This is a genomic window from Bacillus sp. NPDC094064, assembly GCF_050279585.1.
Lineage (GTDB): Bacteria > Bacillota > Bacilli > Bacillales > Bacillaceae_G > Bacillus_A.
The window spans coordinates 100,126-126,728 of sequence record NZ_JBNNUI010000003.1 but is presented as its reverse complement, the minus strand read 5'-3'; the positions used below and the strand labels follow the sequence as shown (position 1 = coordinate 126,728).

The following is a 26,603-nucleotide window of genomic DNA, read 5'->3' as shown; positions in this document are numbered from 1 at the left end:
GCGTGGGATGGTGTCTAAAAAAGTTCTGTTTTGTGCAACTGTGGATTATCATTTTAAGGCTTTTCATTTACCGTATTTGAAATGGTTTGCAGACCAAGGCTGGGAAGTACATGTTGCAGCGAATGGGAATATACATCTTCCGTACGTAACTCAAAAATATAATATTCCTCTTCAAAGATCACCTCTTAGTATACAAAACCTTCATGCATATAAAGAACTAAAATCAATTATTCATCAAAACAAATATAAAATCATTCATTGTCATACGCCTATGGGAGGGGCAATTGCTCGGCTAGCTGCCCGGAAAGCACGGAGGGAAGGGACAAAGGTCATATATACGGCGCATGGATTTCACTTTTGTAAAGGAGCATCATTCATAAATTGGCTTCTATATTATCCAATTGAAAGAAGTTTAGCAATCAATACAGATTGTCTCATAACAATTAACCAAGAAGATTACAATTTAGCAGTTAAACATCGTTTTCAAGCGAAAGATATTAAACTCGTTCACGGTGTAGGGGTAGATATAGAACGATTTACTCCTGTAACTGAACCTAAGAAACGAGAATTAAAGCTACAATTCGGCTATAACCCACAAGATTTTTTAATGTTTTATGCTGCTGAATTTAATAAGAATAAAAACCAAAGTTTTTTAATTCGTGTAGTAGCACAATTGAAAAATGAAATTCCGCATGCGAAGCTTTTACTTGCTGGTGAAGGACCGTTAATGGAAGAATGCAAAAAACTAGCTACTCAACTTGGGATGAATAATATGGTGCACTTTCTTGGCTATAGAAATGATATAGCCTCTTTACTACAAATGTGTGACCTTGCAGTTGCATCCAGTAACCGCGAAGGCTTGCCTGTTAATATTATGGAAGCTATGGCTTGTGGACTTCCGGTTGTAGCTACTGATAACCGGGGGCATAGGGAGTTAATTATTAATAATAAAAATGGTTGGATTATAGATCGCGATAACATAAAGACGATGTCTGAAAGAATAGAGTCTATTTTTAAAGATATTAAATTACAAGCGCAATTTGGACAGTGTGGACGTACTATTATTACAAATGAATATTCAGTTAACGAAGTATTGAAAGAGAAACAAGAAATTTATACAACATATATGGATGAAATGGAGGATTTAAATTGGGCACTCCATTAAGGGTATTACATGTAGTCGTAAATATGAATAGAGGCGGAGCCGAAACTTTAATTATGAATTTGTATCGTAATATAGACCGCTCAAAAGTACAATTTGATTTTTTAACTTGTAAAGAAGGAGTATTTGATGAAGAGGTAGTAAAATTAGGCGGAAAAGTTCATCGAATTCCATACGTTACAGATGTTGGTCATAGAGGATATATAAAGGCGCTAGATACTTTCTTTAACTCTCATCCACAATATAAAATCGTTCATTCACATATGGATAAAATGAGTGGTTTTGTACTTCGTTCAGCTAAAAAAGCAAGGGTTCCAGTTAGGATTGCGCATAGTCATAGTACAAGCAGTGAGGGTGGGGCTATAGCAAAAATATATAAATGGTATGCAGGAGCATTTATTGCGCCGTGTGCTACACATTTTTTAGCATGTTCAAGAGCTGCAGCGCAATGGTTGTTTGCTAATAGAGAAAGTGCAACAAAAATATTAAAAAATGGAATAGAATGCGATGAATTTACATTTAATTCAGATATTAGAGAGCAGGTAAGAAAAGAACTGAAACTTCATGAGGGTGTTTTTGTGCTTGGACATGTAGGAAGATTTGCATATCCCAAAAATCATACTTTTTTAATTGATATTTTTGCTCAATTAATAGAATATAGGCCGAACTCTATTCTTCTATTAGTAGGAGATGGACCGCTTCGATTAGACATGGAGAAAAAAGTAGAGAAACTGAAACTAACAGATAAGGTTAAATTTTTAGGCATACGTAGTGATATTAATCGCTTATTACAAGCATTTGATACATTTGTATTTCCATCTATTTATGAAGGTTTGCCAGTCACTCTTATTGAAGCACAAGGGGCGGGTTTACCGTGTATTATATCGGACACTATTACGCAAGATGTGGATTTAGATTTGAATTTAGTTGAACAGTGTTCTTTGTTAGATGTAAGAAAATGGGTAGAGGAATTGCAAAATATAACGGATAAGCAGGTATCAAGAAACGTTACACAATATGTACTAGCTGAAAAGGGATATGATATAAAAAAAATTACAGGATTTGCCCAAAATTTGTATGTAGCAGTATCGAGGTGAGCATATTGAAAAAGCTAACGATTTTTACCCCTACATATAATAGAGCATATTGTCTTCAGGGGTGCTATGAAAGTTTGAAGCAGCAAACGTGTAAAGATTTTATATGGTTAATTATAGATGATGGGTCTGATGATTGTACAAAGGAACTAGTACAATCTTGGATTTCTGAAGATTATATAAGCATACGGTATTATTGGCAAGAGAATCAAGGGATGCATGGTGCTCATAATACAGCTTACGAGATGATTGATACAGAACTCAATGTTTGTATTGATTCAGATGATTCAATGCCTAGTGACGCCGTAGAGAAAATTATTTCGTTTTGGAATGAAAATGGAAGTGACCAAGTAAGTGGGATCATTGCGCTTGATTTATATAAAGATGGAACAGTCATTGGTTCAAAGTTACCATTGAATCTTAAACGTTCTACACTTTTTAATCTTTACAATAAACATGGTGTAACTGGAGATAAGAAATTAGTATATCGCACAGAACTAACTAGGAAGTATCCTTATCCGATTTTTCAAAATGAAAAGTATGTAGGTTTGGCATATAAATATTATATGTTGGATCAGAAATATGAGATGTTACTCATGAACGAAGCTCTTTGTTATGTTGAATATATGCCTGATGGTTCTTCTATGAATATGTTAAGCCAGTATCGTAATAATCCAAAAGGTTTTGCTTTTTATCGTAAGGAACTGATGAAGCTACCATTTGCAAATAGGTTATTTAAATATAGACAAGCTGTACATTATGTCTCAAGTAGCTTTATAGCGAAAAACAAAAGATTTATAAAAGAGTCACCATGCAAAGTGCTTACCCTTTGCGCAGTGCCATTTGGGGCTATTCTATATAGTTACATTACATTGAAAACAAGAATAAAAGTAAATATATAGGGATTTACTTAGTAATTGATAAGAGGGAAGAATAATGACTATACTTTGGATGAATTTCTTTATAGTGTTCATACTAGCGTTTTTCGCAAGGTATTTTGCTATGCCAGTAACTTCAGGAGTTGTGATGTTAAAGCCGAATCGACTATTGATTTTAATGGCGACGACTTCTCTTGTACTGGTATCTGGTTTTAGAAATAATATTGGTGATACGTATTTTTATATGCATGCTTTTACAGTTACTGATTTTAATTGGGATTATATTCAAAGTAGTAAAGATGTTGGGTTTAGTGTTTTGCAAATGATTTTAAAAGTATATACGAATGATCCGCAAGTTTTGATTTTTATCACAGCTCTAATAACAAATATATTAATAGTAGCAGTTCTATATAAATACTCAAGAATGATTGAGTTAAGTTTATATGTATATATAGCATCCGGTATGTATTTAGTTTCAATGAATGGAGTAAGACAGTATTTAACCGCAGCGATTATTTTTACTGCTACAAAATATATTTTAGATGGGAATTGGAAAAGATATTTTTTGATTGTTCTATTTGCTTCGACTTTTCATCAAAGTGCTCTTGTATTAATTCCTATTTATTTCGTAGTCCGAAGAAAAGCATGGTCGACAATAACATTTATACTACTCTTTATTGCAGTACTTATAGTAATAGGGTTTAATCAGTTTGCAGAAATTTTCTTTGCAACTATAGGGGATACACAATATGGCCACTATAAGGATTTTCAAGAAGGAGGAGCTAATATTCTTCGGGTTGCTGTGGATGCAATACCGCTCATTCTCGCTTATATTGGAAGGGATAAATTAAGGGATATTTTTCCGGAAAGTGATTATATCGTAAATATGGCATTACTAGGTCTAGTTTTTATGATTATTTCGACTCAAAATTGGATTTTTGCAAGGTTTTCTATATATTTTGGATTATACCATTTGATATTGATATCGTGGGTTATAAAGTTATTTACAGAAAAGGATCAAAAGTTAATTTATTATGCAATAATAGTATGTTACTTTATTTATTTTGTATATGAACATATTGTTACTTTAGGGATAGTTTATAAGAGTAGTTTCTGGGGATAAAATGTATACTTGAAAACCAGTCTAAGATGGGAGTAATTTTCAATGTTTAAACTAGAAAGACCAAAAAGAGTGTTACATATCGTTAGTGCGATGGATCGGGGTGGCGCTGAGGCATTGTTAATGAATGTATATAGGAATATAGATAGAGAAGTGGTGCAATTTGATTTTGTTTCCCATAAAAGTGAAGAAAGTGATTATGATAAGGAAATCATTGCGTTGGGTGGGAAAATATATCGAATATCTAGTTTAGGACAGCTAGGCCCTCTTTCATACATTAAAGAACTTGTTAAGGTAATGTCTAGTAATCAATATGTGGCGGCCCATGCACATACTGATTATCAAGGGGGATTTGTTGCTATTGCTGCTAAAATAGCTGGTATAAAAATAAGGATTTGTCATTCACATAGTAGTAATTGGCCGATGGGATCGGGGATAAAAGGGAAAGTTTTATTGAGTTTTTTACGGACAATTATTACTTATGCTGGAACAAATTATTGTGCATGCAGTGTGGAATCTGCACGTTTTTTATTTCAGAAAAACATTGATAATTCAAAGGTAAAGATAATGAAAAATGCGATAGATACTAATCAATTTGCTAATGCAAATATACAGGATAGTAATAAAACAAGGGATGAATTCAATATACCAGTTGAAAAGAAAGTGATTGGTCATATTGGGCGTTTTTCTGAATCTAAAAATCATATATTTATATTGAAAGTTTTTAATGAGGTATTAAAATATGATCCTAATTTTATGCTTGTTTTAGTAGGAGATGGTCCATTACAGAATTCTATTGAGCTAGAATCGAAAAGATTAGGTATCTATGAAAAAGTTAAGTTTTTGGGAGTAAGAAAAGATATTCCGAGAATTATAAGGATGTTTGATGTTTTTCTTTTTCCATCAATTTTTGAGGGGTTTGGAATTGTTGCATTAGAAGCACAGTGTGCAGGTGTTCCGTGTGTAGTGGCAAATACAATAACTAAAAATGTTGATATGGGATTAGGGATAGTATCATTTGTTAGCTTGGATGAAAACCTTAAAGTATGGTCTACAGAAATTCAAAGGGTGTTGGAAAAAGAAAAATTAAATACAGAAATAATAATTGATACAATCTCGAAGCTAGGTTTTGATATAAAGAGTAACGTTCCAGAGTGGTTATTCTTATACGGGTTAGAATATAGGGGATCATAGTTAATTGTAATTATTTTTATAAGAAGAAAACTTGTAAAATAAATTGGGTGAGGGAGTAAAAAATGAAAAAGAAAAAAATTCTCATTACATCATTTGATATGGCAATTGGTGGAGTAGAAAGAAGTTTAATCGGTTTATTGAATACAATCGACTATAGCAAATATGATGTAGATTTGATGTTATTTAAACATGAGGGAGAGTTTCTTTTTTTATTACCTAAACTGCCTAATTTGTTAAAGGAAGTAAAACAATATACTACTTTTAGAAAATCAATTAAGCAAATATTACAAGAAGGGCAAATTACAATTGGAGTAGCAAGGACTTTAGGGAAAATTTTAGGAGATGCACATGGGAGATATGTGAAAAGTGCAGAAGTGGGATATTTTGTTATTCAGTATGGCTGGAGAATAACTTTACCCTTTATACCGAAACTGGAAGAGGAGTATGATGTAGCGATTAGTTTTTTATGGCCCCATTATTTTGTTGGAGATAAAGTTCGCGCGAAACGAAAGATTGGCTGGATTCATACAGATTATTCAAATATAAATCTTAATGCAAACATGGAGTATAAAATGTGGAGCAAGATGGATAACATCGTAGCAGTTTCAGAAGGATGCAGAGATTCATTTCTTAGTATTTTACCAAATGTAAATAAAAATGTTGAAATTATAGAAAATATATTATCTCCTGAATTTGTACGTGAGCAAGCACAGAGGGAAGAGGTTATGCAAGAACTACAGATGAAATCAGGAAAAGTAAAGCTTGTTACTGTAGGACGGTTGTCCTATGCAAAAGGAATAGACTTTGCTATGTATGCATTAAGAAAGTTATTAGATGAGGGATACGATATTGAATGGTATATAGTTGGTTATGGATCGCAAGAAGCTGAACTTAAAAAATTATTAGCTGAACTTAATCTGGAAAAACATTTCTTTTTATTGGGCAAAAAGACAAATCCCTATCCATATATAAAAGCGTGTGATATATATGTGCAGCCATCCAGGTATGAGGGGAAAGCTGTAACAGTTCGTGAAGCACAAATTATCGGAAAGCCAGTACTTATTACCAATTTTTCAACTGCAAAAAGTCAAGTGCAGGATGGGATTGATGGAATAATAACTGAGTTGGGGGTAAATGGGATAGCAAATGGAATAAAGAAACTTATTGAAGATAAAGAGTTAAGAGAAAATCTGGTAGAAAATACTCTTAAAGGTGAATATGGAAATCGTAATGAAATTGATAAATTATATGCATTATTTTCGTAAAGTGAAATGAGTGAATGATTTTTAATGTTTTGAGTATAATAAAAACACTTTAGGGTAGTGATAGTTATGAAGAAAAAAATTTTATTTGTTATAGATTCGCTACAAAGTGGAGGAGCCGAAAAAAGTTTAGTTTCTTTACTTTCTTTATTTGATTATACGAAATATGAAGTAGATTTGTTAATGTTTTCTGCTAGTGGATTGTATTTACCATTACTTCCAAAACAGGTAAACGTCTTAGGTGTACCGACAATTATTAAAAGACAGGCAGAGAAATTTAATTATTTAATTAAGCATAAATACTTTAAAGAGTTATTTCTTAGAATTGGGGCTTCTATATCTCTTAGAAATCCATACATAAATAAAAACTTTCATGCAGCTCAAATCGTTTGGAAATGGTTGTCTAAAGGATTGGAGAGTTTAAAGGAGAAATATGATGTTGCCATAGCTTATAGTCAAGGAATGCCAACATATTTTGTGGCAAATAAGGTTTATGCGTACAAAAAAATAGCTTGGGTGAATACGGATTATAAGTTAGCTGCATATAATAAAGATTTTGACTTGAACTATTATGAGGAATTTAATGAAATAGTAGCTGTGTCCGATGTTTGTAAGGAAGTGTTGACTCAAGAAATTCCTAAAATAGAGTCAAAAATTCAGGTTGTATATGATATTATATCGCCGACGTTAATTAAATCGATGGCAAATGAGAATGAAGGATTTAGTGATCAGTTTGATGGATTACGAATATTAACGATTGGTAGGTTAGTATATGAAAAAGGATATGAATTGGCCGTAGAAGCTTGTTATAGATTAAAGCAAAAAGGATATAGATTTAAGTGGTATGTAATTGGTGAGGGAAATCTTCAAAGTGAACTTGAGGATATGGTAAGTAAATATAATTTACACGATACTTTTATGTTATTAGGTACTTTCAAAAATCCATATCCCTTTATAAAACAAAGTGATATATATGTACAACCTTCAAGATATGAAGGATATGGACTGGCAATAGCAGAGGCTAGAATATTTCAAAAGCCTATAGTAGTAACCGATTTTATAACAGTTCATAATCAGATCAAAAATAGAGAGAATGGTTTAATAGTGAAAATGGACTCGGAAGCGATATATGAAGGGGTGAAAGAAATTATAGAAAACGATTTGCTAAAAAAACATTTATGCGAAAATTTAAAGAAAGACAAGGTTGGAACGGAGGAGGAAATTAAGAAAATATATGCTTCTTTCAATTAAAGGGTTTTATAAAGGAAAAGGTTAACAAAAGTTTATTGATGAACAAGAGAAAGTAGTTGGGGGAACTATGAAAAAGAAAATACTCTTTATGGTTATAAATATGAATATAGGTGGTACGGAGAAGGCTCTATTAAATATGGTAGCAGAAATTCCAAAAGACAAATATGAAGTGACAATTTTAATGTTAGAGAAAAAAGGAGATTTTTTAAATTTTATTCCAAAAGGAGTTCGTATTGAGTATGTAAAGGGTTACGAGGAAATGCAAAATATATTAAATAAACCATCGCGATTAGTTATAGCGAACCTTATAAAACAAAGAGAAATTATAAAAGCGTTTCAACTAGCATTTTTGTACTTAGTCTCTAAGGTTATGAAAGAAAGGAGTGTGATTTTAAAATGTTGTTTGCAAAATTATGAAGATAAGTATAAAAATTATGATATTGCTATAGCTTATGCCGGACCGATGGATTTTATTAGTTACTTTGTAGCAAATAAAATAGAAGCAAGACGAAAGGTTCAATGGATACATTTTGACATTGAAAAGATATATTTTAACAAACACTTTGTAAATAAAGTATATAAAAAATTTCAGCATGTTTTTGTCGTTTCGGATTTAGGAAAGAAAAAACTTACTCAAACAGTACCGGAATTGATTAATAAGACAGAAACATTTTTAAATATTATTTCACCTGAAATGATAGCGAATATGGCGAGTGAAGGAGTTGGATTTGCGGATGACTTTAAAGGAGTAAGAATCCTTACTGTTGGTAGATTGAGTATAGAAAAAGGACAGGATTTAACAATATCGGTGTTAGCAAAGCTTAAAGAAGCTGGCCACAATGTTAGATGGTATTGTATAGGTGATGGAAAGGAACGAGGAATGTATGAAAAACTCGTGAAAGAATACGGTATTCAGGAAGATTATATATTTTTAGGAGCAGTTTCGAATCCGTATCCCTTTATGAAACAATGTGATATATATGTGCAACCGTCTCGATACGAGGGATACTGTATAACACTCGCAGAAGCTAGATGTTTTAATAACCCAATAATTAGTACAAATTTTACAGGGGCAAGTGAACAGATAATTCATAACCAAAATGGATTAATAGTTCAATTTGATGAGCAGCAAATGTATGATTCTATTGTACAAATATTAAGTGATAAATTGTTGGAAGGCCGGCTGAGAAAAAATATAGAAAAAGAAGTGGTAGATACGAGGGAAGAATTAAAAAAGTTATATAGAATAGCAAATTCTAATATGTAACTTGTTTTAGAAGGTATTATTATCGTATTACAGAAATATGGACGGTTTGTTATTATAAATTATGTTTTTTGTGAAAACATCTTTGAGAGGATGTTTTTTATTTTGCTATAAAACTTTTAGGTGGTAGAAGGAGATATTTATGAAGAGAGTGCTATTTATGGTAAGTAGTATGAATATAGGTGGTGTAGAAAAATCACTTCTTTCTTTGTTATCTGTAATACCAAAAGAAAAGTATGATGTCACAGTATTGATGTTGGAGAAGCGAGGGGGATTTTTAAAACAATTACCCAATTGGGTAAAGATAGAAGAAGTAACTTGGTTTGAAAATATAAAGCCTAAAATTATGCAACCACCAAAGAAAACGATTAAAGAGTATTTTGAAAATACAAGATATATTAAGGGGTTAAACTTTTTACTCACTTCTGTGGTATCAAAAAAATTAAAGGATAGATATGTTTTCTATAAAGAGATTTTTAAAGACGTTCCGCATAATAAGAATAAATATGATATTGCAATAGCATACCAAGGGCCCACTGACATAATTGATTATTATATAGTTAATAGAGTAGCTTCAGAAAAGAAAGTTTCTTGGATACATTTTGATGTTTTTCAACATCAAATTAATACAAAATTATATGAGAAATTATATGATCAGCTGGATAATATATATGTAGTTTCTAAAGAAGCACAAAAACATTTAATAGAGAAGTTTCCTAAAGTAAAAAATAAGACAAGTGTCTTTTTAAATATTGTACTTCCAGATTTAATAAATGAAATGGCGAAAGAAAAAGTAGAATTTGATAATGGATATAAAGGTATGAAGATAGTAACAGTAGGTAGACTTTCAAAAGAAAAAGGTCAAGACCTTGCAATTAAAGTTTTATCAATGTTACGTAAAGAGGGATATGAAGTACGATGGTACTGTATCGGAGAAGGGGAGAATAGAGCGTATTATGAGACACTAATAGGCAAATATAATCTGAAAAAAGATTTTGTACTATTGGGATCGACACAGAATCCATATCCTTATGTACATCAATCAGATATATATGTTCAAACTTCTAGGCATGAAGGATATTGTCTCACATTAGCTGAGGCAAAATGCTTAAAAAAGCCTATTGTAACGACTAATTTTACCGGAGCATATGAGCAAATAAAAGATGGCTACAATGGTTTTGTTGTTGAATGTAATGAGGAAAGTCTATATAACAAGATTAAATATCTTTTGGATCAACAAAGAGTGCGTGAAGAGGTAACGACTAATTTGTTAGAAGAGGAATTTAACAACTTAGAAAAGGTAAATAGTTTTCTAAGTTAATTGCAAATGAAAGGGTGCAATTATGAATCCTAAAATTAGTATTATTGTTCCAGTTTATAAAGTTGAGCAATATATCCATAAATGTATTGATTCTATATTAAAGCAAACGTTCAAAGAGTTCGAGTTAATACTTGTTGATGATGGATCTCCTGATAGTTGTGGTGAGATTTGTGATAGGTATGCGATTCAAGATAGCCGGATTAAAGTAATCCATAAGGAGAATGGTGGATTATCTTCTGCAAGAAACGTTGGATTAGACATAGCAGAGGGAGATTATATAGGATTTGTTGATAGTGATGATTGGATAGAAATGGATATGTATGAATTGTTATATGGTATGTGTGTAGAGCAAGGCTGTGATATAGCTATTTGTAGTAGTGAAATTCATTACAATGATAAAACGGTAATTTCAAGCAATCATCCGTTTGTTATTCATGATAGAAATAGTGCGATGAAGGCGATGCTAGAAGGAAATCTGTACGATGAAGTTGTTTGGACTAAACTTTTCAAAAGACAGTTATTGGAGGATATTAAATTTCCAGTAGGTATGTCATATGAAGATACAGCATTTACGTATAAAGTTATTCATAAGTGTAAGAAAGTATGTTTCATAGGAGAACCTAAATATCATTATATAAAGCGCGATAATAGTATGATGGATCAGGCTGTAAAAGAGATAAAAATTGACTCAGTCTTAATTTATGATGAAATGTGTAAATTTATGGAACGATATTATAAGGAGTTATATAACTTAGTTATATTAAAACTAGGGAATTGTTCGATGGTAGTTTTAAATTTAATATCATTGAGTGGGAGACTTAATGAGCATAAAATTAAATATTATAAGGTTATTGGTATATTGAATCGTTATTTTTATAAAACAATGCGTTTAAAAGAGTATGGGAAAAGTGTAAAATTTTTATTATTGGCGACCAAGATACATCCATTATTGTATAAACTTTTAATTAATAATTTTGCAAAAAGGGGATAGATATGAAGAAGTCTTTGTTGAAATTATATTATTTATATATTGGAGCAAAGAATAAAGTAACTATTCAATATAATAGGATTATTACTATGAAAAGGAAGCCTCCAATAGTGAAAAGTGTTGATGAAACACTTGACTATATTATAGAGAATAATTGTTCAGTAAGTAGATTTGGTGATGGTGAATTTGCGCTTATAAATGGAGAAAATTTAATTTTTCAGCCGTATTCAAAAGAATTAAAGGATAGACTGGATGAAGTTATTAAGAGTAATAAGATGGACCATTTAGTTTGCATTCCGAATATTTTTGGGAATTTAAATTGGTGCACGGACAAATCAAGAGGATATTGGGAAAAATATTTAGAGTTAAATCGTAGCAGAATTTATAAGAGTATACGTATGAATAAAGAGTATTACGATGCATTAGTTACAAGGTTATATATAGATCATCAAGATAAGAGTATGGTTGGAATTCGCTTTGATAAAATAAAAGATATTTGGAATGGTAGAGAAATAATCATTATTGAAGGGGAGCAAAGTAGACTAGGGGTAGGAAACGATCTTTTTAAAAATGTTAAAACAATTGATAGAATAATATGCCCATCGAAAAATGCTTTTGCGAAGTATAGTGAAATTTTAGAGTTAGCAAAGAGTCAAAAAAAATCGAAATTAATATTAATTGCACTAGGTCCAACAGCTACGGTATTAGCGTATGATTTATCTTCTGTTGGATATCAAACGTTAGATATTGGTCATATTGATATAGAGTATGAATGGTTTTTGAAGAAAGCGACAGAAAAACAACCTATAAAAAATAAGTATATCGGTGAAGTAGATGATGGAACTAATGTGAATGCAATTAGTGACTTGGATTATGATAGTGAGATTATTGCCAGGATAATATAACTTTATTGTTATGAGGATTCTTTCTACTTAGAAATGATCTAGTTAATGAAGGGGATTAATCATGCGAACAATGTATTCAATTAAGAACATAGCAATAAGTATATTTTCTCAAATAGTTATTGTTATTCTGGGATTTATATCTAGGAAAGTTTTTTTGGATAGTTTAGGAATAGAGTATTTAGGGATAGATGGTTTGTTAATTAATGTATTATCCATGTTAGCGTTAATTGAGGCTGGTATAGGAGCGAGTATAGTATACAATTTGTATAAACCATTGGCAGAAAATAATCAGTATAAAATTATAGCCCTTGTTCAATTGTATAAAAAAATTTATCAAATTTTAGCAATCATTATTCTAGTAATAAGTGCTATGATATATCCCTTTTTAAGTTATTTAATGAAAGATGGGGAGTCTATATCGAATATTACGATAATCTATTCGCTATTCGTAGTGAAAAATGTAGTTACCTATTTAAATGCTCATAAGAGGTCTTTAATACAAGCTGATCAAAGAGGATATATATTGGCTAGGGTGGATCTCTTATTCCAAGTGCTAACTACAATATTTAAAATATTTATACTAATGTACACAAAAAATTATATTTTGTATTTAACTATAGAGTTAACTATATATGTAATTCAAAATGTGGTAAACGGTAGGATTGTGAATAAGTACTATCCTTATATAAAGACAAAAAAGAAGTATTCCATAGATAATGATACGAAAGAAAGGTTAATTATAAATGTAAAGGCGATGTTTTTGCACAATATTGGAGGATATATTGTATTTGGAACGGATAATATACTGATTTCATCTTTTGTAGGTCTTGCTATGGTCGGGATATATTCGAACTATACAATGATAATAAATCAATTAGCAGCCGTAGTAAATCCTATATTAAATGGTATTGAAGCAAGTGTAGGGAATTTAATTGCAACTGAGAATAATGACAAAAATTATGCAATATTTAAAGTAACTTATCTAGTGAATTTTTGGGTCTTTTCTTTTTGTACCATATTTTTATTTAATTTGTTAGAGCCATTTATAGGGTGGTGGCTTGATAAGAAGTATTTATTAAATGACATGATTTTTGTAGTGATACTAATAAATTTTTATTTAACAGGTATGCGGACCGCGATAGCTATTTTTAAAAATAAAGCGGGATTATTTGTACAAGATAAGTATATTCCGTTAGTTGAAGCGATAATCAATTTAAGTTTATCCATTCTATTAGCTAAAATGTTTGGAGTGATAGGTATATTCATAGGCACGGCTATTAGTACAATTGCAACTGTACTTTGGATTCAGCCTTATATTGTATATAAAAATCTTTTTAAGAAATCGGTTTTGAAGTATTTCAAAACATATGTATTTTACATATTTTTAACTGTCGTTACAGGGTTCATTACTACAAGTATATGTAATCATTTTGTAGAAGGAAATACCTTTATTTCGTTAGTCGGAAAAGGTGTGATTTGCTTAATAGTACCAAATATAATATACGCTTTAATTTTTTATAAAAGCACAGAATTTCAATATATAAGGAATATCTTTAGTATGATGTTTTTACAAATTAAAAAAAAGCAAAACGTTATTTAGGTATAAAAAAGTATGGATAGTATGTTGATTTGGATTATTAAGGCAGTTTAATGTTTTTGAATCCTGTTAGTATGAAATGAAACTGGATTTTAATTAGAAAACGTGAACCATTAGCCCTAACATAGTATTTATATAATGCATAGTATTCTATTAAAGGGATACGTATTTAAGAAGAATATAAAATATTTATCCCCATGCACTGATATAAGTTGGAATTTTTCGATAAAATTCAACTTGCATCTTAGATGGAGGTTATATATAAATCATGGCAAAATTTCAGGTGACATGTGTTTTGAAAAGGAATCTTCCTGTGTTAAGCGAAGGGGAATTTTGTTTTTGTACAGATACTTGTGAATTGTTTATTGGGACGAGAAAAGGAAATGTTAAAGTATCAACAGAGAATAAATTTAAGAGTTTAATAAGTAAAATCAAAAGTAATACATTGGAGGGATTATATAACTTTAAGTCTAGTAAATCACTGATTGGAGAAACAGAATCTGCTAATGTGGTTTCGGGCACGTATTTTCTTGAGTTAGAGAGATGGGACGTTAAAAATGATGGAACGAACGCTGATAATACTTCTAAAGGGATTAATAATGCATTACTATGGGCATCTCAACAAGGGTTTATAGAAGTTGTTTTACCCAAGGGGATATATTTGATTGATGAAAATACACCAATTGAGCCACAAAGCTTTATGACTTTAAATTTAGGTGGATCAACTTTAAAAATAAGAAGTAATGGATTAGTTAAATATGCAATCGTACGATATCAAAGAAATCAAAAGTTTTCTCGAGTTACAAATGGAAGAATTGAAGGGGATAAAGATACACACGATTATACAACGATTCCTCATACTCATGAATGGGGATATGGAATTGAAGTAGGAAATACGACTCCTGCTGAGGGGAGTAATATGAATTATATTTCAATAGACAATATGGAAATTTTAAATTGTACTGGCGATGGCATAGCAATGGAAAGTACATGGGGACAAATTGGAGAATATGATTTTGCTGGTACATTTGAAGTGGGGGGGATTAGTGATGTCAATGGTGCCCTAATAGTAGATGATAATAAAATTAGATCGAATGTAAAAATAGATTTACATCATGATAGCATTATAAAGTGGGGATATTTTGGTTTATACGGGGATGGCTATGGTGGAGTTGGTTCAGGAATATACACAGAATTATATGATGTGTTGTTTTATAGGGCTGATAATACTTTTGTAACGGCTGCTAAGAGAGTAAGGTTTTTCGAAGAAGTGAATGTTCCAAAAGAAGCAGATTATGCGAAAATAGTTCTTCACCAAGGTACAATACCTACGGAAAACGGTTGTAAAATAACTGTTAGAATTCCGGAATTTTCTAAGAATGTCTTTGTTGAAAAATGTAAAGTACATGATTGTAGGAGACTTGGGGTAAGCGTATCTGGAGCGAAACAAATTTACATTAGAGATTGTGAAATTTACAAAATGAAAGGTACAGCACCTCAAGGAGCAATAGATATTGAAGATGGATATCGATTAAATCAATATATAAACATTGAGCGTAATAACATATATGATAATCAGGGATATAACATTGTTGTAGTTGGTGGTAGGTACATTAATATCATTCAAAATAAAATAGCTAATAACTCATTAGTAGTAGGCGAAAGTGTAGAGAAAGTAATTATAAACAATAATCACTTAAGGGAAGCAAGTTGTGTTTTAAGCGGAGAGGTAACTTTTACGAATAATCAAATGTATGCTACTCGAGTTACGATAGATCAAGGTGATAAGGAAGCGCTTATTGGTAACTGTACTTTCCATAATAGCGCATTGTCAATGGGAAGAGATAAAGCATATTGTATCCAAGTTAACCAATGTGAATTTTTTAGTGATCAAGATTTATTTCATTCATTTTCACAGTTAGGTTCAATAATTGGTTTCTCAGCAGAACCGCAAACTATATCAGATTGTGTTATTAAAGGAGGGGCTGTAGAGGGTACAAGTTTAACAGGCGTATCACCTGGTATGAAAAATGGATGGAGATTAAATAATATTTCTTTTATAGATACGAAACACCCGCAAGGAATCATCACGAATTTACCACCAGGAGTATATACGGGATGTAAATTTGAAAACAGCGGTACAATATCATTTGTTACAAAAACGCCTCAAGCAGAATATGAATTTAATGGATGTTCATTTAGCTGGGATGCGTATAATCTTTTTACTGTGGAGTCTTCTCAAAGGATAGCGATGCTAAAAGTGAAAAATAGCAATTTTAGAGGGGGAAGATGGGGCTCGGCATTTTTTTTATGGGACATTGGGGGAAGGATAGAATTTAATAATAATGCATTTGAATACCTTAATTCAGAATCGACAGATAGTATAATTAATTTTTGGAATGAAACATTTACGAGTGAGTTTATGTTAATAGAAAATAATATATTTAGATCAAATAAAAGTATGGTAGGCGTGAATGCAAATCAGATTTTACCCTCAATCACTTTGATTTTTAAAGATAATATTGTGGACACAGTGGTTATAAAGTTAAGGGATGAACATATAAAAAAAGATAATTATATTAATGGTGTCTTTGATTCGTCCGTATAAAGTTATAGGAAGTAATGGAGTAACCGACACTTCGTAAGTAGTGATATTGCAAGGAAATAGTTACATGAGTTAGTTATGTTTAAACGATTTGATGAGATAGAATGAATGATAGATAACGTAATTAAACAAAACAAGAGGCAACTAACTTTAGTTGCCTCTTGTTTTGTTTAATTGCATATAAAGTTTTAAAAAGTTAGGAGTATTAAACGTAAATAAGTAAGGGGGATAGTACATGAAAAGAATTTTTGATGTATGTATTTCTTTATTGTTATTATTTGTATGTTTGTTTCCTATTCTTGTTATAGCAATCTTAGTTAGGCTGAAATTAGGGTCTCCTGTACTGTTTAAACAACAGCGTCCAGGACTACATGGAAAACCGTTTAATCTTTATAAGTTTCGAACGATGCTAGATAAGAAGGGTAGTGATGGAGAATTACTTCCAGATCAAAATAGACTGACTGCTTTTGGGGCAATTCTTAGAAAATATAGTTTGGATGAGTTACCTCAACTTATAAATGTTGTAAGGGGGGATTTAAGTTTAGTAGGTCCACGACCATTATTGATGGAATACTTATCCCTATATTCTAGTAAACAGGCTAAAAGGCATAATGTAAAACCAGGAATTACGGGATGGGCACAAATAAATGGTAGGAATTTGATTACGTGGGAAGAAAAATTCGAATTGGATGTATGGTATGTGGAGAATCATTCTTTTTTATTAGACTTGAAAATAATTGTACTTACAATATTAAAAGTATTTAAAACAGAGGGAATAAATCATGTAGGGCATGTAACAATGGAGCGATTTACTGGAGGGGAAATAGAAATAAAGGGGGAGGGAAAATGAAAATTTTAATAATAGGATGTGGTGGGCATAGCAAGGTTGTGAGGGATATAATCTTATCAAATGAAGGATATGAAATAGTAGGTTATTTAGATGATTTGTATACAGGTATAAATATTGTAGATAATCTTTATTTTGGAGCAATTGCAGATGCAAGGGAAATTATCAATAATTTTAATGATGTAAAGCTCGTGATTGCTATAGGGAATAATAAAATAAGAAGGGAAATTGCAGACATATTAAATCAACAAAGTAGCATATATGCTACTTTAATTCATAAAACAGCTATTATAAGTTCAAATGCTAATATAGGAAACGGAACGGTAATTATGCCAAATGTGGTTGTTAATGCGGATACTTTCATCGGTAACCATACTATTATAAATACGGGCTCAATCATAGAACATGATAATATAATTGATGATTTTGTTCATATTTCACCACATGCTACACTTACAGGTTCTGTCACTATAGCAGAGGGGGCACATATAGGAGCATCAGCTACTATAATTCCAGGTGTTCAAATTGGTAAGTGGTCTATTGTTGGAGCTGGTTCTGTTGTCATAAATGATTTTCCATCTAATTGTACTGCGGCTGGTATTCCAGCCAAAGTTATTAATGTAGTAAATTGAGAGGAGATGAAGAATGATGATAAAAAATAAAGAGAAAATCTATCTTTCCTCTCCACACATGAGCGGAAATGAACAGAAATATATAAAAGATGCCTTTGACTCAAATTGGATTGCACCTCTTGGTCCAAATGTAGATGGGTTTGAAAGAGAACTTGCTTCTTTTGTAGGAGTTAAAGGTGGGGCTGCGGTGAGTTCAGGTACTGCTGCCATTCATTTAGCTTTACGATTATTAAACGTTCAAAAGGGGGATACTGTTTTTTGTTCAAGTCTCACTTTTATAGCGAGTGCAAATCCGATTGTTTATTTGGGAGCTGAACCGGTATTTATTGACTCAGAATCGGAAACATGGAACATGTCACCGCAAGCTCTAGCACTTGCGTTGCATGATGCTGATAAAGCAGGGAAATTACCTAAGGCTGTTATTCTTGTTCATTTATATGGTCAGAGTGCGAAATTAGATGAAATTCTTTCGCTTTGTAATCACTATGATGTTCCCATAATTGAGGATGCAGCAGAATCTTTAGGTTCTACATATAAAGGTAAAGCAAGTGGTACATTCGGAAAGTTTGGTGTGTATTCATTTAATGGAAATAAAATTATTACAACTTCGGGCGGTGGAATGCTTGTTTCTGATGATGTGGAAGCATTAGAAAGAGCGAGATTTTTAGCGACACAAGCAAAGGATCCAGCACCACATTATGAGCATAGTGAAGTAGGGTATAATTATCGAATGAGTAATATATTAGCTGGTATTGGAAGAGGACAATTAGAAGTGTTAGAAGATAGGGTGAGGGCTAGAAGGTCTATATATAAACGATATTATGAGGCGCTATCTTTCATACCAGGATTTTATTTTATGCCGGAATTAGAAAATACTCGTTCAAATCGTTGGCTCACTACATTGACAATTGATGAAAAGGAATCCGGGATCTCTATTGGAAAATTATTGAGGGATTTAGAGGTAGAGAATATTGAAGCGCGTTCTATGTGGAAGCCACTTCATACGCAGTCGCTCTTTAAAAAGAAGAAGTATTATCCGCATAGCAAAAATGAAGATGTGTCGCAGCATCTATTTCAAAGTGGGATTTGTTTGCCTTCAGGATCTAATATGTTAGTTGAAGATCAACAAAGGGTCATTCAAGGCGTTTTAAAAGCTATAGAATGAAAGTAATAAAAAGTAAGTAAAAGTGGAGAATTGTATACGTCCTACCCTTTGTTCTTTATAATGAATTTTTTGTGAAAGTCGTTTGGGAGTATCTAGTTTGAATTGACATGAAAAGGGTACAGTGTTAGGTTTTAAGTATCTAAAACTTAATTTAAAAATGAATTAAAGCATGTAGTTAAGAAGGTAATAAAATAAGTGTTTTTGTTCGTTAAAAAGAATGGAAAAGGGGTACGTTTAACGAATTTAATATATAAATAGTATTTGTAGTAACTTTTCCTATAATAGGAGGGGAAAAATGAGCGCTATAACTGGTATTATTCACTTTAATAATGAACCTGTAGCAATGGAACATGGCACACGATTAATGAGTGACTTACAAAAGTACCCTGCTGATGATATTCAAATATGGCATAAAGAAAACGCTTTTCTGGGATGTCACGCACAATGGATTACACCAGAGTCAGTTGGTGAGCAATTACCTTTCTATAATTATGAAAAACAACTGGCAATTACAGCAGATGCTATTATTGATAATCGTTATGAGTTGTTTGAAAAATTACAAGTAGATTATGCAGATAGAAAAAACATGACAGATAGCGAGTTAATTTTACTCTCTTATGAGAAATGGGGGGAAGCGGCTCCAAAATATTTGGTGGGCGATTTTGCCTTTATGATTTGGGATGAGAAAAAACAAATTCTGTTCGGAGCTAGAGATTTTTCTGGGAGCCGAACACTTTATTTTTATCGTAGTGAGAATAAATTTGCTTTTTGTACTATCATAAAGCCGTTATTTACTCTACCATATGTTGAAAAAACATTGAATGAGCAATGGATTGCTGAATTTTTAGCTATACCTGTAAATTTCGAGTCAGTAGATCCACAGCTAACAGTCTATAAATATATAGAACAGGTGCCTCCATCACACACTGTTTTGGTAAAGGATGGCAAAGTCAAATTTTCGCGATACTATATACCAACTGCTGGGAAAATGCTTAATTTAAAATCAAATGAAGAGTATGAAGAGGCGTTTCGAGAGGTGTATCAAAGTGCAGTGAAGGCACGTTTACGAACACATCACGAAGTAGGAGCTCATTTGAGCGGAGGGCTAGACTCAGGGTCTGTCGTTAGTTTTGCTGCAAAAGATTTACGCGCTGAAAATAAAAAATTACATACGTTTAGTTATGTTCCAGTAGAAGGATTTGAAGATTGGACACATAAAGGTAGGATAGCTGATGAAAGACCTTTTATTCAATCAACTGTAGGGCATGTAGGGAATATACGGGATTATTATTTAGAATTGCCGGAGAGAAGCCCACTATCGGAAATTGATGATTGGCTAGAAACAATGGAGATGCCATATAAATTTTTTGAGAATACTTTTTGGTTGAGTGGAGTTTATGAAAAAGCATCTCAGCGTGACATAGGAGTACTCCTTAGCGGCCAAAGAGGTAATTGGACAGTATCGTGGGGGCCTATGTTAGATTACCAGGCAATGCTGTTAAAAAAATTACATTGGATTCGTTTTTATCGTGAACTACATTTATATAGTAGAAATCTAGGAGTGAAAAAAGCACGTGTTTTTGAAGTGGTAAGAAGAAAAGCTTTTCCGTTTTTTCATCAGTTACTTTCTTCAGAGGAACAAGATGTTTTTCCTATCATAATCAATCCGGAATTTGCAAAAAAAATGAATGTTTTTGATAGGCTCAAAGAACAGGATGTTGATATAACAGGTACCTCTATCTCAACTGCATATGACATGAAAAGAGAACAATTTGAAAAACCATATTATTGGAGTATAAATGGAACGTATGAAACGAAATTATCGTTACGTTATGCTTTATGGGATCGTGATCCTACAAATGATTTGCGGGTTATTCAATTTTGTTTATCAGTCCCGGAAGAGCAGTATGTTCAAAATGGTTTAGATCGATCTCTTATCCGGAGAGCAACAAAAAACTTTCTTCCTGATAAAGTACGATTAAATCAACGCGTCCGAGGTGTTCAAGGTGCAGATGGTGTTTACCGTATGGCTCCTTTTTGGAATGAATTTATTGAGGAAGTTCAAGAACTTAGTGTAGATCCAATAATCTCTGAATTTCTAAATGTAGAGGTAATTAAGAAAGCTATCTCAAAAATATGTAAAGAACCTCGACCAGAGTATGCATTTGATTTAGATTTTAGAATTTTAATGCGTAGCTTAATCTTCTATCGATTTATAAAAAAAATTAATATGAAAGGAGGTGATACGTATGAAAAAGGAATGGAAACAACCTGTATTAGAAGTACTTAATATTAATATGACTATGGCGGGTCCAGGACATAAAGTTCCTGACGCAGTTCAACCTGATCCAGATGATCCAGTGAAGTATAGTTAAGTGATTGGAAAAATAAAGCTCTTATATAGTTTTATTATATAAGAGCTTTCAAAAAAATTGACAATGTGGGGTGAATAGGATGATTGATTCGATGGGAAATGTGTTATACAAAGCCTTCGGGTTAAAAATAGTAAGTGAAATCCCATTACCCGAATTGTCTCAGCTGAATGAAAAGAAAGAGATGGCAGATGTTCAAATCGAAATAACTGATTTATCTGAACGGTGGGATAGATATGACGAATCACAACAAAAAAACATTGTAGTGGAAGATGATGTAGTGATGTTTCATGTTCCTCAAACTGCAATATTTTCTATCCAAGCGGGCGAGAAAATTACTTTTTCACCTATGCCAGAGGCGAAAGAAGATAAAATTCGATTATACATTCTGGGAACTTGTATGGGGGCAATTTTAATGCAACGGAAAATACTTCCATTGCATGGAAGTGTAATCGCCATAGATGGGAAAGCGTATGCATTAATTGGTGATTCAGGAGCTGGAAAATCAACGTTAGCCTCGGCTTTTTTGAATGCAGGATATCAACTTTTAAGTGATGATGTAGTTGCTGTGTCTCTTTTGAATAAAAATAATGCAGTAGTTCATCCTTCTTATGCACAACAAAAATTATGGCAAGAGAGCATAAATGAGTTAGGAATGGAAGTAGCGCAATTTAGCCCTTTGTTTGAAAGAGAAACGAAGTATGCTGTTCCTGTGAATTCTCAATTTTTCCCCGATCCATTACCTCTTGCTGGTGTTATTGAATTAGTAAAAACACAGGGAGAAGATATTGAGATGATCCGTATAGAAGGTCTCACACGCTTGTACAAGTTATACCAACATACTTTTAGAAATTCTTTGATTTCTAAATTAGGATTGATGGAATGGCATTTTGAAACTTCATCTAATGTTGCAAGTGGAATGGAGATGTTTCAATTAAGACGCCCGGATTCGAAATTTACAGCTCATGAGCTTGTGCAAGTTATTCTAAATACTATACAGAAAGGGAGTATGGTTGATGGTTGTTCATTCGAGAAACATATCATTAGAACATAATGTTGTACAGAGTGAAGGTAATATAGTAAGTGATATGGATGGAGAAAAAGTTATGTTAAATGTCCAAAAAGGAAATTATTATAACTTAGGTGAAATAGGCGGAGAAATATGGGAGCGTATTGAAAAGCCGATAAAAATTAATCAGCTTGTTACTATGTTAGTATCTAACTATGAAATTGAACGAAAAGATTGTGAAGAGCAAGTTCTGTCCTTTTTAGAGTGTTTATTACAAGAAGGTTTAATTCAAATAAAAGATCAATCTAATAGATAGATTCATAATTTCAAGAGAACCGTTAGGAAGGGATTAATGAATATTGTGAAAAGGTTAAGGGTATTTTTATCGCTGAGCATGGAAACAAAGCTTTTATTTTTAGAGGCTTTTATTTTTTTAGGGTGGGCGCGTGTACTAAAAAGTATTACCTTTTCCAAAGTTGCACCTTCTTTAGGGGATTACATGAACGAAACATCAGTTTCACAAATTCAGCCACACGGGGATACACTAAAGAAGGTGTCTGAAGCTATCTCTATTATGAGTCGTTATACTTTTTGGGAAAGTCAGTGTCTTGTTAAAGCTATAGCTGGGATGAAAATGCTCGAAAAACGTCACATTGAGAGTACTCTTTATTTAGGAACTGCTAAGGATAGTCATGGGGAATTAATTGCGCATGCATGGCTACGGAGCGGTTCTTTTTATGTTACTGGATCAGAAGGAATGGAGAAATTTACTGTCGTTGGATCATTTGCAAAGAGGCTAAGTGAGGACACTATTAAAGGAGAATAAAATGGAGAAAGATTTTGGTCTGAATGTAGAGTTCATGTCTAAGGAATTGAAACTTCTTTTTGCAATTTTGAAGTTACAAGATGACGAAACAGTACAAACATACAGTAATGAATGGTTTTCGGGTATTGATTGGGAGGTATTTCTTGAGCAAGCTGTGCATCATCGCGTTTATCCGGTGATATATCAAAAACTTAAACAGGTGGATGAGGAACTAATTCCTTCACATATTGTACAAACCTTGAATAGAAAATATAAAAAAAATACATTTCACATGCTTTATTTAAGTGCTGAAATGGAACGAATAAATAAATTATGTAATGAAAATAAGATTCGTATGATTTTTCTAAAAGGACCTGTACTATCTCAGGACTTATATGGGGATATTTCTTTACGAACATCCTGTGATTTGGACGTTCTAATTCCGATGCAAAATTTAGAAAAATTAGAAATGCTACTTTTAGAGCAGGGGTATGTAAAAGATGATTATATTCAAACGATATTAAATGATTGGAAATGGAGGCATCATCATATAACATTTTTTCATCCAACAAAGCAGATTAAGCTTGAGATTCATTGGAGGTTAAATCCTGGACCGGGTAAGGAACCTGGGTTTGAAGAACTTTGGAAGCGAAAGAGAAAAAGTACCCTTACGAGTAATTCTGTATATATGTTAGGGGAGGAAGATTTATTTTTATTTCTTGTATCTCATGGTGCTAGACATGGTTGGTCCAGATTACGCTGGTTAGTAGATATAAAAAAAATTGTCGATCAAGAACTTAATTGGAGTGAGATTCATAAGTTAATGAGAAAATATCACATGCTTCATTTAGGAGGACAAGCATTAATTTTAGCAGCTCAATTGCTAGGTGTACGACTAGATGAAAGGATGATGGGATTAGTAGCGAAAAAACATTCAAAGCAGCTAGCTCAAGAGGCGCTGTTTTATTTCAAGCAAATGATAAATTTGCATACCGAACCTGTCCCAGAAGAAGTATTTATCTATCATAGTCGACATTTATTTTCACTAATGTCTAATCACCAAAAGATTTTATATATTATGAGCCAATTATATCCTTATCCAATTGATGCAAAAACATTACCGTTACCTAAATTTCTTCATTTTTTATATTTTCCTTTACGTCCGTTTTTATGTCTTTGGAGGAAAACAAAGAAGCTTGCTTTGTTATAGGGGGAACATCGATGAATCATATTATATATTTTATGAAGAAATTATATTCTTCAGCGGGAAACATACTGTATGTGAATTTATTTGGTATGGTTTTAATAAGTTTACTTGAAGGGATAGGTATTATTTTATTAATTCCTATGATAAGTATGACTGGAATAATTAATATAGGCGAAGAGACTACTTTTATTGCACCTGTCTCTAGATTTTTGCAGGATTTTCCTGAAATAACAAGTCTAGCTTCTATTTTAGGTATATATATACTAATAGTGTTAGGTCAAAATTTACTACAAAGAAATATAACGCTAAGGGATGCGAGAACGCAACAAGCTTTTGTACGAGAATTAAGAATAGAAACATATAGTATGATTTTAAAAGCAAAGTGGAGTTTTTTTCTAGAGAAAAGGAAAACAAATCTAATAAATATATTAACTACAGAATTAGCTCGTGTAAGTTATGGGGTTAATTTAATTTTACAATTGTTAGCTGCTATTCTGTTTACATTTATACAGGTGGGGATTGCGTTTTTATTATCTCCTCAAATAACTATATTTGTTTTGGTCTTTGGCTTATTATTCTTGGTAGCTTCTCGTGTTTTTATAAAAAAAGCACGAATACTAGGCGGTAAGACCTCAGAATTGGCAAAAGATTATCTTTCTGGTATAACAGATCATTTTAATGGAATTAAAGATATAAAGAGTAATACTTTGGAATCATCACGTTTAGATTGGTTACAATCTATAACAGAAAAGATGAGTAATGAGCAAATAGAGTATATGAGAATAAGATCGAACTCTCAATTGTTTTATAAAGTTTCAATGGCTATATTAATTGCATTTTTTTTATTATTATCAGTAAGTATGTTTCAAGCGCAATCTACCCAATTACTATTAATCATCCTCATCTTTTCCAGACTATGGCCGAGATTCATGACAATTCAATCAAATTTAGAACAACTGGCTGCAAGTATTCCTGCTTTTAAGTCATTATGGGAGTTGCAAGAGGAATGTAAGGAAGCGATTGAAATGCAGGATATACATCAGCAAAAACATATTGAGCCGATTTGTATAAAACAAGGTATTGAGTGTAAGGATGTTTACTTTCGTTATAATAAGCAAGAATCTTTATATGCACTTCAAAATATTAATGTGCAAATTCCTATAAATAGTATGACGGCCATTGTGGGGCATTCTGGTGCTGGAAAAAGTACATTAATTGATGTGTTAATGGGATTAATCCAACCAGAAAAAGGTCAAGTATTAATAGATGGTACTCTTCTTACAACTGATAATTTATTGTCATTAAGGCGAGCTATTAGCTATGTACCACAAGATCCGTTCTTATTTAATGCTAGTATAAGAGAAAATTTATTGATGATTGATTCGAATGCAAGTGAAGAACAAATTTGGTCTGCATTAGAATTTGCGGCAGCAACTGAATTTGTACGAATGCTACCAAAGGGGCTTGATACGTTGATTGGAGATCGTGGGGTGAGGCTTTCAGGTGGTGAACGTCAGCGACTTGTATTAGCTAGGGCCATTTTAAGAAAACCGTCGATTTTAGTATTAGATGAGGCTACGAGTGCGTTAGATACTGAAAATGAAGTGAAAATTCAATCAGCAATAGAAAGATTGAAAGGAACGATGACTATCGTTGTTATTGCACATCGCTTATCTACTATACGCAACGCAGATCAAGTTATTGTGTTAGGGAAAGGTGAAATTGTACAAAAAGGTGAATTTAATCAATTGGCTAAGGAGAGGAAAGGTGTGTTTCGAAATTTATTGGGCTCACAAATGGAAGTTGGTTCATAGAGGAGCAAGAGTGAATGAAGTTTTGTGTTCATACAGTTCGAATCGAATAAAAGCCCGAGTAAAGGTCAGTTATAACAAGATCTTATTCGGGCTTTTATTTGTGCGTTTTCT

General features: G+C 32.4%; 22 protein-coding genes and 1 pseudogene. All 23 read left to right on the top strand.

The window, feature by feature from the left end; genetic code table 11:
* The first annotated feature begins 7 nt into the window (after positions 1-7).
* Positions 8-1,165, top strand: a complete 1,158-nt coding sequence (locus ACQKNI_RS08450; RefSeq protein WP_427282312.1) for a glycosyltransferase family 4 protein — start codon at positions 8-10, stop codon at positions 1,163-1,165.
* Positions 1,150-2,259, top strand: coding sequence for a glycosyltransferase family 1 protein (locus ACQKNI_RS08445; RefSeq protein ID WP_098252557.1), 1,110 nt, complete (start codon positions 1,150-1,152; stop codon positions 2,257-2,259). Before ACQKNI_RS08450 ends, ACQKNI_RS08445 begins: the two co-directional genes overlap by 16 nt.
* Before the next feature lie 5 nt (positions 2,260-2,264).
* Positions 2,265-3,158, top strand: coding sequence for a glycosyltransferase family 2 protein (locus tag ACQKNI_RS08440; protein ID WP_088230011.1), 894 nt, complete (start codon positions 2,265-2,267; stop codon positions 3,156-3,158).
* Positions 3,159-3,192: 34 nt separating this feature from the next.
* Positions 3,193-4,257 (top strand): EpsG family protein, encoded by a 1,065-nt coding sequence (locus ACQKNI_RS08435; RefSeq protein ID WP_098252558.1) that lies wholly within the window; start codon positions 3,193-3,195, stop codon positions 4,255-4,257.
* A 42-nt stretch (positions 4,258-4,299) separates the two neighbouring features.
* The gene (locus ACQKNI_RS08430; RefSeq protein ID WP_098252559.1) at positions 4,300-5,448 is read left to right on the top strand and encodes a glycosyltransferase family 1 protein; all 1,149 of its coding nucleotides are present in this window, start codon (positions 4,300-4,302) and stop codon (positions 5,446-5,448) included.
* A gap of 62 nt (positions 5,449-5,510) precedes the next feature.
* Positions 5,511-6,713 (top strand): glycosyltransferase, encoded by a 1,203-nt coding sequence (locus ACQKNI_RS08425; protein ID WP_098252560.1) that lies wholly within the window; start codon positions 5,511-5,513, stop codon positions 6,711-6,713.
* A 66-nt stretch (positions 6,714-6,779) separates the two neighbouring features.
* The gene (locus tag ACQKNI_RS08420) at positions 6,780-7,961 is read left to right on the top strand and encodes a glycosyltransferase (RefSeq protein ID WP_098252561.1); all 1,182 of its coding nucleotides are present in this window, start codon (positions 6,780-6,782) and stop codon (positions 7,959-7,961) included.
* A 67-nt stretch (positions 7,962-8,028) separates the two neighbouring features.
* Entirely contained in the window at positions 8,029-9,228 is a 1,200-nt protein-coding gene (locus tag ACQKNI_RS08415) for a glycosyltransferase (RefSeq protein ID WP_098252562.1), read from the top strand.
* Between the two features lie 139 nt (positions 9,229-9,367).
* Complete coding sequence (locus ACQKNI_RS08410; RefSeq protein WP_098252563.1) at positions 9,368-10,546, top strand: glycosyltransferase; 1,179 nt, start codon at positions 9,368-9,370, stop codon at positions 10,544-10,546.
* Positions 10,547-10,568: 22 nt separating this feature from the next.
* Positions 10,569-11,537, top strand: a complete 969-nt coding sequence (locus tag ACQKNI_RS08405; protein ID WP_098252564.1) for a glycosyltransferase family 2 protein — start codon at positions 10,569-10,571, stop codon at positions 11,535-11,537.
* A gap of 2 nt (positions 11,538-11,539) precedes the next feature.
* Entirely contained in the window at positions 11,540-12,439 is a 900-nt protein-coding gene (locus ACQKNI_RS08400; protein WP_098252565.1) for an SP_1767 family glycosyltransferase, read from the top strand.
* A gap of 61 nt (positions 12,440-12,500) precedes the next feature.
* Positions 12,501-14,039: a lipopolysaccharide biosynthesis protein gene (locus tag ACQKNI_RS08395; protein ID WP_098252566.1), complete on the top strand. Its 1,539-nt coding sequence runs from the start codon at positions 12,501-12,503 to the stop codon at positions 14,037-14,039.
* Between the two features lie 265 nt (positions 14,040-14,304).
* Positions 14,305-16,644, top strand: coding sequence for a right-handed parallel beta-helix repeat-containing protein (locus ACQKNI_RS08390; protein WP_427282311.1), 2,340 nt, complete (start codon positions 14,305-14,307; stop codon positions 16,642-16,644).
* Positions 16,645-16,876: 232 nt separating this feature from the next.
* Positions 16,877-17,491 carry a sugar transferase gene (locus ACQKNI_RS08385; protein ID WP_098252568.1) on the top strand — a complete coding sequence of 205 codons (615 nt, stop codon included), beginning with the start codon at positions 16,877-16,879 and terminating at the stop codon, positions 17,489-17,491.
* On the top strand, positions 17,488-18,120 hold the full coding sequence (locus ACQKNI_RS08380) for an acetyltransferase (protein WP_098252569.1): 633 nt from the start codon (positions 17,488-17,490) through the stop codon (positions 18,118-18,120). Before ACQKNI_RS08385 ends, ACQKNI_RS08380 begins: the two co-directional genes overlap by 4 nt.
* A gap of 16 nt (positions 18,121-18,136) precedes the next feature.
* Positions 18,137-19,285, top strand: a complete 1,149-nt coding sequence (locus ACQKNI_RS08375) for an aminotransferase class I/II-fold pyridoxal phosphate-dependent enzyme (protein ID WP_427282361.1) — start codon at positions 18,137-18,139, stop codon at positions 19,283-19,285.
* 295 nt (positions 19,286-19,580) lie between these two features.
* A pseudogene (locus ACQKNI_RS08370) lies at positions 19,581-21,509 on the top strand (asparagine synthase-related protein); the annotation flags it as partial.
* A 25-nt stretch (positions 21,510-21,534) separates the two neighbouring features.
* Positions 21,535-21,660, top strand: a complete 126-nt coding sequence (locus ACQKNI_RS08365) for a paeninodin family lasso peptide (RefSeq protein WP_427282310.1) — start codon at positions 21,535-21,537, stop codon at positions 21,658-21,660.
* 79 nt (positions 21,661-21,739) lie between these two features.
* A complete protein-coding gene (locus ACQKNI_RS08360) occupies positions 21,740-22,711 on the top strand; it encodes an aldolase (protein ID WP_098883113.1) in 972 nt (323 codons plus the stop codon).
* Positions 22,674-22,982 carry a lasso peptide biosynthesis PqqD family chaperone gene (locus tag ACQKNI_RS08355; protein ID WP_088229994.1) on the top strand — a complete coding sequence of 103 codons (309 nt, stop codon included), beginning with the start codon at positions 22,674-22,676 and terminating at the stop codon, positions 22,980-22,982. Before ACQKNI_RS08360 ends, ACQKNI_RS08355 begins: the two co-directional genes overlap by 38 nt.
* Before the next feature lie 36 nt (positions 22,983-23,018).
* Positions 23,019-23,492: a lasso peptide biosynthesis B2 protein gene (locus ACQKNI_RS08350; RefSeq protein WP_088229993.1), complete on the top strand. Its 474-nt coding sequence runs from the start codon at positions 23,019-23,021 to the stop codon at positions 23,490-23,492.
* Between the two features lies 1 nt (position 23,493).
* Entirely contained in the window at positions 23,494-24,681 is a 1,188-nt protein-coding gene (locus tag ACQKNI_RS08345; protein WP_098883114.1) for a nucleotidyltransferase domain-containing protein, read from the top strand.
* A gap of 11 nt (positions 24,682-24,692) precedes the next feature.
* On the top strand, positions 24,693-26,492 hold the full coding sequence (locus ACQKNI_RS08340) for an ABC transporter ATP-binding protein (protein WP_098883115.1): 1,800 nt from the start codon (positions 24,693-24,695) through the stop codon (positions 26,490-26,492).
* The last annotated feature ends 111 nt before the right edge of the window (positions 26,493-26,603 follow it).